The organism is Peribacillus sp. NPDC056705, assembly GCF_043656335.1.
Genome location: NZ_JBHTYI010000013.1, coordinates 22,769 through 35,859 on the forward strand (window position 1 = coordinate 22,769; position 13,091 = coordinate 35,859).

General features: G+C 37.5%; 11 protein-coding genes. 2 read left to right on the forward strand and 9 right to left on the reverse strand.

Translation table 11 applies throughout. The annotated features are described in order from the left end of the window. The 3 genes from ACFRAK_RS16490 to ACFRAK_RS16500 all read right to left on the reverse strand — a co-directional run bounded on the left by ACFRAK_RS16490 (window position 1) and on the right by ACFRAK_RS16500 (window position 4,230). Window positions 1-930: a sugar-binding transcriptional regulator gene (locus ACFRAK_RS16490; protein ID WP_387707222.1), complete on the reverse strand. Its 930-nt coding sequence runs from the start codon at window positions 928-930 to the stop codon at window positions 1-3. 540 nt (window positions 931-1,470) lie between these two features. Then, window positions 1,471-2,883 (reverse strand): DHA2 family efflux MFS transporter permease subunit, encoded by a 1,413-nt coding sequence (locus tag ACFRAK_RS16495; protein ID WP_394572092.1) that lies wholly within the window; start codon window positions 2,881-2,883, stop codon window positions 1,471-1,473. Between the two features lie 582 nt (window positions 2,884-3,465). Beyond that, window positions 3,466-4,230: a hypothetical protein gene (locus tag ACFRAK_RS16500; RefSeq protein ID WP_387594908.1), complete on the reverse strand. Its 765-nt coding sequence runs from the start codon at window positions 4,228-4,230 to the stop codon at window positions 3,466-3,468. A gap of 598 nt (window positions 4,231-4,828) precedes the next feature. Here ACFRAK_RS16500 and ACFRAK_RS16505 point away from each other — a divergent pair. Next, on the forward strand, window positions 4,829-5,515 hold the full coding sequence (locus ACFRAK_RS16505; protein WP_387594905.1) for an ArsR/SmtB family transcription factor: 687 nt from the start codon (window positions 4,829-4,831) through the stop codon (window positions 5,513-5,515). A gap of 91 nt (window positions 5,516-5,606) precedes the next feature. Here ACFRAK_RS16505 and ACFRAK_RS16510 read toward each other — a convergent pair whose 3' ends face one another. The 6 genes from ACFRAK_RS16510 to ACFRAK_RS16535 all read right to left on the reverse strand — a co-directional run bounded on the left by ACFRAK_RS16510 (window position 5,607) and on the right by ACFRAK_RS16535 (window position 11,672). After that, window positions 5,607-6,491 carry a DMT family transporter gene (locus ACFRAK_RS16510; RefSeq protein WP_387594902.1) on the reverse strand — a complete coding sequence of 295 codons (885 nt, stop codon included), beginning with the start codon at window positions 6,489-6,491 and terminating at the stop codon, window positions 5,607-5,609. Between the two features lie 780 nt (window positions 6,492-7,271). After that, window positions 7,272-7,484, reverse strand: a complete 213-nt coding sequence (locus ACFRAK_RS16515) for a hypothetical protein (RefSeq protein WP_387594899.1) — start codon at window positions 7,482-7,484, stop codon at window positions 7,272-7,274. A 275-nt stretch (window positions 7,485-7,759) separates the two neighbouring features. Then, window positions 7,760-7,882 (reverse strand): hypothetical protein, encoded by a 123-nt coding sequence (locus tag ACFRAK_RS16520; RefSeq protein WP_387594896.1) that lies wholly within the window; start codon window positions 7,880-7,882, stop codon window positions 7,760-7,762. 582 nt (window positions 7,883-8,464) lie between these two features. Beyond that, window positions 8,465-9,670, reverse strand: a complete 1,206-nt coding sequence (locus ACFRAK_RS16525; RefSeq protein ID WP_394572093.1) for a C40 family peptidase — start codon at window positions 9,668-9,670, stop codon at window positions 8,465-8,467. A gap of 455 nt (window positions 9,671-10,125) precedes the next feature. Further along, window positions 10,126-10,869 carry an SDR family NAD(P)-dependent oxidoreductase gene (locus tag ACFRAK_RS16530; RefSeq protein ID WP_387594890.1) on the reverse strand — a complete coding sequence of 248 codons (744 nt, stop codon included), beginning with the start codon at window positions 10,867-10,869 and terminating at the stop codon, window positions 10,126-10,128. A gap of 50 nt (window positions 10,870-10,919) precedes the next feature. Continuing rightward, window positions 10,920-11,672 carry an SDR family NAD(P)-dependent oxidoreductase gene (locus ACFRAK_RS16535; protein WP_387706762.1) on the reverse strand — a complete coding sequence of 251 codons (753 nt, stop codon included), beginning with the start codon at window positions 11,670-11,672 and terminating at the stop codon, window positions 10,920-10,922. A 275-nt stretch (window positions 11,673-11,947) separates the two neighbouring features. Here ACFRAK_RS16535 and ACFRAK_RS16540 point away from each other — a divergent pair, with 275 nt between their 5' ends. Beyond that, entirely contained in the window at window positions 11,948-13,087 is a 1,140-nt protein-coding gene (locus ACFRAK_RS16540) for a LuxR C-terminal-related transcriptional regulator (RefSeq protein WP_394572094.1), read from the forward strand. Window positions 13,088-13,091: the final 4 nt, after the last annotated feature.

Below are 13,091 nucleotides of genomic sequence, written 5' to 3' on the forward strand. Positions count from 1 at the left end.
TTACACAATTTCTTTCGCTAATTCTTCATCAATAAAGAGAACGTTTACATACCCTCCATTTAAAGCACCCTTTACACTCCGGGCTTTTGCCTTGCCTGCAGCTAAGGCGATGGAAAACTCTTTATTTCGTAATTCATCTAACTCTAGCCCAATGGTTCGTTTGTTCAAGTCTTTATCGACAATTTCCCCATCCAAGGAGAAATATCTTGAACAAATATCACCTACTGCTTTTTGATTCATTAATGTTTCGTACGAATTCCCTTTAAAATACCCGCCTTTATAGAGAACCGATTCAAATGACACATTCCCAATTCCAAATACGGCAATATTACTTTTTTTACCGAGATTTAATACTTGTTCAATACTAGAATCTTTCATAATTGAATCAGCTATATCCGAAGTATCCACAATGGATGGAACGGGTAAGAGGTAATGGTCGGCTGAAAACGCTTCCGAAAATTTTTCTAGCAAAGCCCCTGATCCTGTGGAAAAGTTACTCTTAGCTATTCCACCATTTAATTGAACGATTTTCATAAAGGGTAATTTTTTTTCCTTTAAATGAGGAATAACGTAACTCATGGATGTCCCCCAAGAAACACCTAAAATCGAGTGACTCTCACAAATTTCATATAAATATCCTGCAACCGCTTTGCCTATATCATTTTGAATGAGTGGCACTTCATCTACATAAACCGGTAAAACGAACACTTTTTTCAACTTATACTTTTCTTTAATTTTATTTGCTAGTTCTTGCACAGAATTAAGTGTGTAATTTATTTTGACATCAATAATGCCGGATTTAAACGCTGCATCAATAATCCTGCTAATCGTTGGTCTTGAATAGCTGAGTTTTTCTGCTATTTCCTTTTGTGTAAGGTTCATTTCATAATACATCTTAGCTACTACAATCATTTCTTCATTTGAGTACATGTCATCCTCCCTTCCGAGAAATTATGTTCACTCACTAAAATTAATTTCATGTTTAGATTATATGTAATTTTCTGATAAATGAAAACGCATTATTCATTTTTGAACATAATTTCAATTGTGTCTAAATAAGAAACAATTCTATCCTGAAATAAAATGTTATAACCAAGATTTAATCCTTTTTGGAAACCTAAATGAAAACAACAAAGCAGTGTATCCCGAAAATTGGAATGCACTGCTTTGTTGTTTGTTCGAAAGATAACTGGCTTTATTTCTCTTAATGTTATTCAGTATTTGAGCGATAGCAGCCTTTGTTTTGACTTCACCTGTTTTAAATGTCTTTCCAAGTTTACCGTAATCATTGTGGTAATAATAGTAAGTAGTCCAATTTCACCAGAACCCCACTTCTTCAAAACAATAACATCCTTAAGTCCATTGATACTTGCAATCGTTTCTACTCTGGCGGCAAAAAAAGATTTTTAGTTTAAAAAGATGAATCTATATTGTGATTCTTTTCAAGCCTAAAAACTCGAATTCAAATATTTAATTCTTCTCTCCACGTTCTTTTCCCGCTGATTTTTGATCCTTTATTTTAAAAGAAATGAGGAGGCTAATTAACGAAAGTACAGCGATGACAATAAATGAGATTTGCGCGCCATACATATCAGGATGGACTATCTCGGGACGCTGCTGAGCATTTTCTGTAGCTGATGTCATCACAGTAACAAGTATTGCAGTACCTACAGAAGCGGCAATCATTTTCATCGTATTATCCATTGCTGCACCATGGGCGATTAACCGTTTAGGCAGCTGGTTTAAGGCGGCCGTTGAAACGGGCATCATAACCATGGCTAATCCGAACATCCGAATACTGTACATGACCATTATAAATGTAAAACTTGTCGAAGGACCAACATCCATAAAAGTAAAGGATGAAGCGGTTATGAGGAGTAACCCGCCAATAACCAACCACCTGGCCCCAATCCGGTCAAAAATACGTCCGATGAACGGGGACATTAACCCGGTAATAAGTGCTCCCGGGAGTATCGCCAATCCAGCTTCAAACGCAGTAAATCCTCGCATGTTTTGCATAAATAGCGGGATGAGCGTTTCGGCACCTATCAGACCCATAAAGGTAACGGCTCCTATAATAATAGCAATCGGGAATAATGAAAACGTGAACACACGGAACTCCAGCATTGGATGCTTCAACTGCAATTGCCTTTTGATAAACCAAACAAGTGAAATTGTTCCAATGCCTAGCGATATGATGGTACTCTCGTCTGTCCAGCCATAATTACCTGCAGCTGTAAATCCATACAATAATCCACCGAAACCTACGGAAGATAAAACAATCGAAAGCACATCCACTTTTGGCCGTGTACCTTCTGTTACATTTTTTAAAGCGAAGAACGCAACTATGATATCAATAATGGCAATTGGAAGAATGATAAAGAATAATACCCTCCATGAGTAGGTCTCTGTAACCCAGCCCGACAAAGCGGGCCCAATAGCCGGCGCGAAGGAAATGACCAGTCCGACCAGTCCCATGGCTGCACCCCGTTTATGAACAGGGAAAATCATAAGGAAGACTGTTTGCATTAACGGGAGCATAATTCCGGCTCCGCCCGACTGAATCATCCTTCCAAGCAGCAGCATTCCAAAATTAGGAGCTAGCCCCGCAACCAATGTACCGGTAGCAAAAATCCCCATGGCTGAAAGGAAGAGCTGTCTGGTGGTAAAGCGCTCCAGTAAAAACGCGCTCACAGGAATCATGATCCCATTAACCAGCATAAAAACGGTTGTTAGCCATTGTGCACTATTTGCCGTTATATTCATTTCTTCCATCACAGGAGGAATCGCGGTAATCATTAATGTTTGGTTCAAGATCGCTATAAATGTACCCGCAAGCAAAAGGGCAACAATCGTTGTCTGTTTACTATTTGTTGAACTCAATTATGGTCCCCCTTTACGATTAGGAAAAACATACTTTTGTAGATTACAATAATTTACATCATATATCCAGTTATTTGCTGTTTAAAAAAAGAAATAAAGTCGGCATTAAATCATTACTTTCCCTACAAAAAAAGGAATTCCCTTTAAAGAATAGGTTGCTGTTGAGCCAAACACGGAAGCACCTTCAAAAGTCACTCCCCTATAAGGGCAGATCAAATAGCCGCAGTACATTCTTATAAAGTGATCGACTTTTTATTGCATAAAAATCTTAACTGACAAATAACCACTAATCACCATTGCATTTACGTTGTCGAAATTTGCATAACGTATGTTTTCCGCGTTTTGACTTTAAACCATTTATGGATCTTTTAAGAGAGCGCCATTCTATAGAGTCCAACATTCGACAAAAACCCCTCTGAAACTGATATAAACCAAACAGACAAGACCAATACTAGTGAATATAAATGAAGTATTAACCCCTTTGTATATGCGATAATCCTGGAATTTCCGTTTAATTTAACACTTCTAATTAAAAGGTTATATATTTTCTTTATCTCTCCTGCCAAATAAAAAGCACCCAATTTAATGGATGCTTAGATTTCCTTTCTTTCGTAATCTTATTTCAAATTTATCACTGAAAAATTCGTTTGCATTAAATATAGTACTAATGTCTGAGATATCACCTACGTTCACGATTAAAGCTTCGTCAACTTCTTGATCTGTGAGGACTATGCGATATTCATATTGATTTTCAAAATATTTATCTTTCCAAAAATAAATATCAGTCCCTTGATTTTTATAAGAGCTCATCCTAGCTGAGGAATTGATGTTATAATCATCATATTTTACCAATCCCCCTCTGTAAGCATATCCTTTTTCATTGAGTGTTCTAGTAATTCTGTCAATAAATTGCGATGGGGTAACAAAAATCAAGCTATCTCCGAACTCCCTGATCATTTTATCGATTTGTTCTTTAGGTAAATCAAATTTGGTATAGTAATACTTTTCATCCTCCTTAACCACTTTTAACATTTCGCCGACAATTGCAAACATACAGTATATTGGTCTTTTTTCATTTATATTTTTTCTAAAATTCAATTTTTTAGTTCGCCCCGACATGATTAATTCATGGGCATCTTGAGTAAAGAAATTCATTGTTAATTCCGTAAAAACATGTGCTGCTTCAAATTTGTCCCCTACACCTTTTTCTCCTGAAGCACTTTCCATATCAATATACTTTTTGAAATTATTCATATATAAATCTCCGGATAAGAAACTTTCCACAAAAGGTGTGAACTTTATAAATCCAAATACTTGGCCTTTAAATCCAATGTCTGATATTTTCATACTCTCCATTCCCTCCTATTTGACTACTAAAATTCGACAAAAGGGACTATTCACCGGTATTTATTCCAAGACTATTAAGGAACGTTTCCTGTTAGTGAACATGTAAAAATGTATGCCTAGTTCACAAAGAATATACTTCATTAAAAACCGCTTATCCAAAGGATAGACAGTCTTTCTTCTTTACAGTCTTCTTATTAAACCTCTCCTGATTTCATAATCTCCCCCAATAAAAAAAGCATCCAATTTAACGGATGCCCCTTTAACATCAATAAAAAACCTTCCAGTATTCAGGAAACAATTGAACCTATATAATTACCCGTCCGTGCTTTTCGTTGAAGTGAAATCCAAACGCGGGTGCGCACGGATTTTAAGGCTTCAAGGTCAATTCTTTTAAAATCTATACTTTCTCCCCGCGCTGAGATATGGATCCTTTTATCGGCCGTTTTCAAAAATATTTAAAGCGGGAATCGTGAACATACAAAATATCACCAGGGCAGCGGTACTGTATAATAGAAAATAAGTTTACTTATTTTTAATGTATTTACTTTGCTTTCAGCTTATTCAAACTAAAACATCGGTAGAAAGGTTGATAACTATTTTGAGTATACATCCAAATATGGTGGAGATAGCCTCCCTTCTTGGGGAAAAGTCACGTGCAACAATTCTTGCAAGTTTACTGGACGGGCGTTTTCATACGGCAGGTGAATTAGCATTGATGGCTGTAATAACACCGCAAACCGCCAGCTTTCACCTTTCTAAATTAGTGGAAGGAAATCTTGTTAAAGTTGAAAAGCACGGAAGACATCGTTACTATCAGCTAGCAAATGAAGATATTGCGCGCATTTTAGAATCATTTCTGGCCATTTCCCCACCTCCTGAAGTTCGGTCGCTGAAACAATCAAGCCAAGTCAAATTGCTTAAGGAAGCCAGGACTTGCTATGATCATTTGGCAGGAAAACTAGGAGTTCAATTAACTGAATCTATGTTGAAAGCCGGATATTTGAAAAAAGAAGAGAGAGAGTTTACAGTCACACCCAAAGGAGATCGTTTTTTTTCTGAGTTCGGCATAGATTTACTTGATTTAAGAAAAAAACGCCGTTCTTTTTCCCACTCATGTTTAGACTGGAGTGAACGTCACCATCATCTTGGCGGTGCTTTAGGAAAAGGGCTCCTTACACATTTTTTTGATTTAGGCTGGATAGTCCGTGTTCCATCTATTCGCGCAGTTAAAGTAACAGCTAAAGGGAATGAAGGATTTAAGGAAGTTTTTTGTATAGATGTATAATTTAATCATCCCTCGTGAAAAAGAAAAGAGGCTCTTGCCTTTTTCACGAGGGATTTTCTGTCCTTAGCAGCATAGACAATCCATACGATTACTATAAAGCTCTTTTAACGAATTTATTTTCCTTTTGGAAATTGCTATTTACAAGATAGATGCCAATGATAATAAACAGTCCGCCAATTAGGAGTGAAGTGTATATCGGTTCACCTAATAGTGCCCACCCTGATACGACTCCGAAGAAAGGTGCCAAAAATAAAAAGGCACTTGTTTTTCCTGGATCACTCTTATGTAAAAGGTAATACCAAACAGCGAATTGCACGATCGATGACATGATACTTAACCATAATAAAATGAACAACGAATGACCATTCATTATGAAAAATGGTTTTTCAAGAATAAAGCTGCCAAGTAAAAGCAGTAAACCGCCAAAAAGCATCTGATAAGCAGATAATACCCATGTATCGGAAATCGCCCCCCATTTTTTTGCCAATAAAGTGGAAATGGCCCAGAAAACCGCAGAAAGAATGCCGAAAAGAATACCAACCTTAAATTCAAGCTGAGCTCCCATCGTTATAATAACTCCAACTATTCCTAATGAAACTCCAAACCATTGATATAGCTTATAGCGTGTTTGTGAAAAGATGGTACCGAAAACAACAACAAGTAACGGGTTTGTGAATGTAAGTATGGAGGATTCACTTGCTGTAATCGTGCGTAAACTCAGGAAAATGCACCCCATGACTCCGGCTGTTTGAAAAGTGCCGATAATGAGCATTTTTATCCAATCCCCTCTAGTGTTTGGATGCGGTCTTTTTAATAAGATTACGATCATCGCCATTATGGATCCGGCAAGTGTGAAGCGTAATGCTGCTAATAATAATGGGGATGAATATGGTAGACCCATTTTAACCACCGCAAAAGAAGACCCCATTAAAAATGTCGTTAAAAGAATCAACAGTGTAAATTTGTAAACATTCATTTTATTATCTCCTGACATATTTAAATACCAATCTACAGATATTATAGCTGGTGATCATTTCAGTTATCATCGAAATATGGAATACAAGTGGAGATAAATTAAATGTAACGGCATATCATAGGGAATCTTCATAGTTTAATCGGCATATGTAACCTCTTTAAATCTTCGTATTCATCTATGAAATCAACTTCAATTCTTGAAGTTTTACCCTCCCATCAAACGAGGCAAATCATCCGGCACAAAAAGAGCAAACCTTTTTTCCTGTTAACTCATCAACACGGATAGGTTCGACTGGAATGTTTTTCAGTGCTTTCTGCACGATACTGGTACATGCATTTCCCTTTTTCCGGATATAGGTCCTAACACTCCATCATTTAGATGAATTGCAGCACATTATTGGTAAAGTCGTATAAAAAAAATAAGGCTCTTTTCGTGAAGATTGTTGTTTTTAAAACTAAACGATTTAAGGTTGATTGGAGCGCAAGTGCGAGACTCCTGCGGGAGCAGCGGGACAGGTGAGACCCGACAGGCGTTTACGCCGAGGAGGCTCACCTGTCCCACGAAAAGCGAGCATCTGGAAGGGAAATCAACCACACCGCTTTACTTGGTAAATAGCAACAAAGTATGCGAAAAAGCCAAAAATAAAAAGCCCTGTTAACTGAAATTCAGTAACATCAGGCTTTCAAGATCTGACTGGTAGAGTTCTTGCACTCTCTATATACCATTTCAAACCAACTTTTATTAATCCTAACACTCACTTTTCCCTGCATTTATTTCAATCTATTTTACAGCAGGAAGTGTATGTGGATGTTCAGTCATGAAATTTTCCTTACCCGATTTCAAGGTCATAAAAGCGATAAAGCAAAGGACACCGAATAAAACCAATAACCAAACAGCTCCATTAAACGATCCATCGAAAGCGTCTATGACAAAACCAATCGTTAAAGGAGCTATCAAGTCAGCCACTCGCATCCCTAAATTGACCACACCCACTGCCGAACCTCGGTAAATAATTCAGCGGCAGACTAAATATAATAGTGGATAAGACTGCGGAAAATATAAGTATAATGGTTTGATAGATGATAATTCCCGTTACCGTTTCTGCATGAAACATGAGATAAACGAATAATGCTAGACCTAAGGCACTAAAGTCCCCTATCCATTTTTCCCGACGAACTTTCACTTAATCCAGTACCGGCGATAATATAGAATGCCACCTATTGCCGGGATCATCTTTTTGGGTTCACTTCATTCGGGTATGCTTTTCTTTACCGGTTATCCGCTTTATCTAATAATTGATCAATATCAAATGCATCGAGATGAAATGGAATTGACTCATCAGCAAGTTCTTCAGTAGCTAAAAGCAATTGGTCAATATCTATTATAGTCAAAAACAATTCGCCTCCCTTTTAATACCTTTACCCTCAAACATTACTTCTAATAGTTGATTTGAGGGTATCCTAACTACATTCGACATTTATGTAAGGGGTAGTTCACAAAAAGTAGATTTGTTCAAAGGACGAACAATTACCAAGCTAAAGATTCGATAGCCTTGTATGGTGGAAGCTCCCTATTTGTAAATATTCATACACCATAATACACTTCTAATAATTCCCATTATACCGAAAATAAAACTGTATAATTTTACAATTGTATAACAATTATAAGTTAGTATTTACAGATAATACATTGAATTTTCAGTTAATTTAAAAAAGCAGAGCCCCTCAGTATGATGAGAGTACACATAAACCAAAACTCATCTAGATAATTATTCCTTCAATTAACCTGTCATAAAGTGAAAAATTTTAAAAAAGCTCTCACCATAAACGTTCGTTAATGGTGCCTCCTTCTTCAACTAAAGGAGAAGATCAAACACAAATCCCGTATTCAATTAAGTATACGGGATTTTGTTTAAGGTTAACCTTAAATGAATAATATGACTAGAAAATTCAAATAGTCTAACTCTCTCATGGCTATCTTAGTCCATTATTGACTTGGACTTGCCCAAAACTTTCGAACTTCTGAGTAAAATAACTTGAAGTAAGATCAGATATATGAACTCCAGTATTCCTTGTTGTATGAATAAAGCGACCGTCCCCTAGATAAATACCGACGTGGGTTATCTCTTGACTTAAGTCTGTATCTCTGAAAAATACTAAGTCCCCCGCCTTTGGATCGCTGAGTTTCGGCAGCGTGGAATAGTAGTCCGCTGCCGAACCACGTTTAAGGGAAATGCCCTGTTCCTTCATGGCCCAATAGATAAAACCGCTGCAATCCATTCCAATCATCGGATCATATTCTCCAAAAACATAGGTAAATCCACGTAGAGTATAGGCATACTTTATGACATCATAAGCTTTATCATAGGAAGCCTCTTGATTTGTATAAAATGGATACAAGGGATTGCTGTATATTTGAAGATACTGTCCCTTCATCAAGTTATCAGTTGGTAATGCGTTACGCTTTTTGATTGTACCCACCGATACACCGTACTTATCCGAGATACTTTTAAGTGTTTCATTATTTTGAACGACATGCTCTCCTTTTGGTGTATACGTTTTATACTCGACTTGGTATTGTGCAAAATATTTTTCTGTGGTAGATCTCACCTGAACTGTCTCTGCTCCGTATCCAGAATTAATGAACTGATTTCCCCCCAGATAGATCCCAGCGGTCACGGCTTTTGAACTTCCCTTTTCCAGAAAAAATATAATATCTCCAGCCTTAGGCGTATTTGTATCCATTCCTTGCTTATAATAGCCTTCAACTGACAAACGGTCGATAGGCACCATTTGTCGGGTGAGTACCCAATGAATCAATCCGCTAGAATCAAACCCTTTGATAGGTGTCTCTCCACCAGCCGTTTTTTTAAATCCTGTAAAAGATTTCGCATAATTCCCAATTTGTTTCCCTCTCTCTGACCACTGATAGTTCGAAGGAGTATAAGCAGTCTGAATGGTTAACTTCTGGCCAATATATAACTTATCATCCGGTAAACCATTCATATTCATTAATTGCTCCGTCGATATATCATAGATCGCTGCAATCGATTCTACCGTTTCTTGAGAGGATACAGTATGCACTCGATCTGCCGCTTCAACTTTTAAGCCAGATAAAAAAGAGAAACTAACCATGCCTAGTAATAAAATCAACATACTACCTAATATTCTTTTCGCCATTTAACCCTTCCTTTATCAACAGATTTTGTTTCTTCCTAAAATATCAACTTTATAACTTTATCATAAAAATACTATTAATTGGATTTACTTCCACTTTTATTATCGAACTAAATATAATTTATATAAACGGAAGGAAATGGGAGATACTCGGACATATTTAAAAGTTGTAGAGAGATATTAAGCGATCTAGATCGTAATCGAATTATCCGTTTGGCCTTATTTATCGCCGCACACTCAAAAAGAGTTTAAAAGTATCCTTAATAGACATTGTATCGTTTCATCTTCCAAGGAAATGTTTTTAGCATTCCGGGGATTTTTTCATTATATACAAAAAAAGGAGCCCTCCAGTAGAGTTGAGTAATCTAACACCACTCATCTTACGGAAGAAGCTCTATATTACATGTAAATATCCAACAAACGAATTTGACTGTTTAAAAGAACCAGACTTGCCCTTATTATACTGCCGTATAACCGCCGTCTACAATAAGGCTTGTGCCTGTAACAAATGATGCATCGTCACTTGCAAGGAAGAGAACAGCTTTCGCCACTTCTTCGGCTCTGCCTAAACGGCCGATGGGATGTAAGTCGATCAAACCTTGTCTGATCTCACCTTGTGCTTCCGCAATAAGTGGTGTATCAATATATCCTGGGCAAACTGCATTGACACGAATGCCATCTTTGGCATAAGTCGAGCCTAACGTTTGTGTCAATAGTTTGACCCCGCCTTTCGCAGCAGAATAGGCTGTTACCCCCGGTTTCCCTGCATGGCTATGGATGGAACCTGTATTGACAATGGCGCCGCCTGTAGATTGTTTTCGCATTTGCTCTATCGCATATTTATCGGATAGGAAGACACCTGATAAATTAATATCAATTGTTTTTTGCCATTGTTCATAGCTTAACTCATGGATGTTTCCGTCTCTTGCAATCCCTGCGTTTGCGAACATGATATCCAGTTTTCCATATTTATTAACCGTCTCTTCGATCATACTCTTTACGTCATTTTCATTTGTCACGTCAGTTTTAACAAAAAGAGTATCATACCCTTTTCCATTTAACTCTTCTGACACAGCTTGTCCATGATCAGCAAAATCGGCAATGACCACCTTTGCTCCTTCTTCTGCAAATAATTGAGCCGTACTTGCTCCAATCCCGCTTGCTCCCCCAGTTACGATCGCCACTTTATTTTCCAATCTCATAATTAAACACTCCTTATTTTTTTAGTTTTTACTATCCGTTAGAAAGGATTTTAGCGAGCGGTCGCTCCGCCATCTATTACAAATTCAGTACCCGTAGTATAGGAAGATTCGTCCGAGGCAATGAAAAGAACTGTATTCGCCACATTGTTGACGCTGCCCAGATGTCCCAACGGAAATTCTTTACCCAATTCATCTTTTGAACTGCCCGTTTGTTCAGATGCATAGTCCGCCATCCCGGTATCGATATATCCTGGATGAATCGAGTTTACACGGACCCCTTTTGAAGCATACTCGATAGCAGCATCTTTAGTCATTGTCCGGACCGCTCCCTTGCTTGCACCGTATAATACATGACCAGGGGCGCCAATTAAGCCTGCTATGGAAGAAGCGTTTATGACTGAACCTTTATTTTGTAGCGCCATCAGTGGCATAATATGCTTCATTCCCAAGAATACGCCGGTCACGTTAATCGACATGAGACGATTCCATTCCTCCAATTCAATCTCCGCAACCGGTTTAATGATATAAATACCCGCATTGTTGAACAGAACATCCACCTTATCAAAAGTATCGATCGTTTCCTTTGCAACCTTTTTCCAATCTTCTTCATTGCTGACATCATGACGAATGAATAGGGCCTCTCCGCCGATTGCCTGAATGTCTTTCACAGCTTGATCACCGGATTCCTGATTTATGTCAGTGATGACGATTTTTGCTCCCTCCCTGGCAAATAGCAAAGCTGTTTCTTTCCCGATTCCTGTACCTCCGCCAGTAATGATTGCCACTTTGTTTTCAAGTCTCATGATTGCACCAGATCTCCTTTTCTTATTTTTCTGATACTGAAATCCTCATCCCTAGAGGTTCTCACTAGACTAGTATTCCTATACAAGCAATTAAAGCTGAATTAAGCAATTGTCCATCCCTTTAAATGGAATGCCGCTAAAAAAAGCTTCATTGTCTGTCTATTCCTTTATTTTACTCCTCGTAATTTGAAATACTATCCTATAATATGCTGTATAATAATAGGGTAAGTATCCCCCTTATATAGGGGTAATTTGTTTAAGGAGAAGAGACCCGTATGATCCTGCCCTCACATGCTTATGAAGAAATATCGTTTCAGCAATTCATATTATTCATAAAAAGCCATAACAAACAAATTGAAGAAAATATCAATATTTATTTGAATCTTGAGCCCCTTATATTAGAAAATGAACGTAAGGTGATACAAACATTACTTGAATCATTCCTACTATTTTTATCCGCTCCAAAAATCGAAGACATAAATGAAACATACGATAAGCATCTGGAAACTTGGCTTCAATCACATCTACCCATTTTAAATGTGAAACATTTCAGCATGTTCCGATTAATCTTTGAAAAGTCCATCGTTACCTTAATGGCCAACCTGAAACAGGCCCATACCATTTCCATTCTACTTTTCTTATTATCCATTTTCTCTCATCTCATCCATAGCTATAACAAATGGATGGATGTCGAACCATCGCAACTTTCAAAAACCCACGAAGAAAATGCTGAACTGAAAAGGCTGAAATTATTAGACCAGTTAGATGAGCTTCTAATTAACTCATCAGGAATTAAGGACTTTGCTCATATCCTAAAAAAATGTGAAGAGTTCTTTCACTATAAAAGATGTGTTTTTTATGCTTATATTCCTTGGTCCAATCAATTTTATGGCACCATTGGAGAGGAGCTCCCCAAGGTTCAAAGCATGAGAGGGCAACTCAGCTTGAAGCAATCCTTTGTTTTCAATTCAAAAAAGCCTGTTTTTTTAAAGAATCCCGATCATTATATTAAAAAGGAACATATAACGTTGTTTAATCTTTCATCTGTCATATTTGTACCGATTGTTCATGACCAGCAAGTGTTCGGCTGGCTGACCTTTGATCAATTAGGAGAGGAATTCGATTATTCAAAAGATGAACTAACTTTACTTGAACAGGTCGGAAAACGATTAGGCTTATATTTATCAAGAAAGGATGATGAGGTATCCATTGATACAGATCTACAATTAACGGAACGGGAATCCATGATTTTAAATTTGCTAGCGGAGGGGCATAACAATAAAATGATGGCCGAATTATTGCAATTAAGCGAGCATACTATAAGGGATTATATAAGCAGTTTAATGACAAAGTTTAAAGCCAAGAACCGTACACAGGTCGTAGTCTATGGATTTCGCTTAGGTCTATTAAAGTAAAATC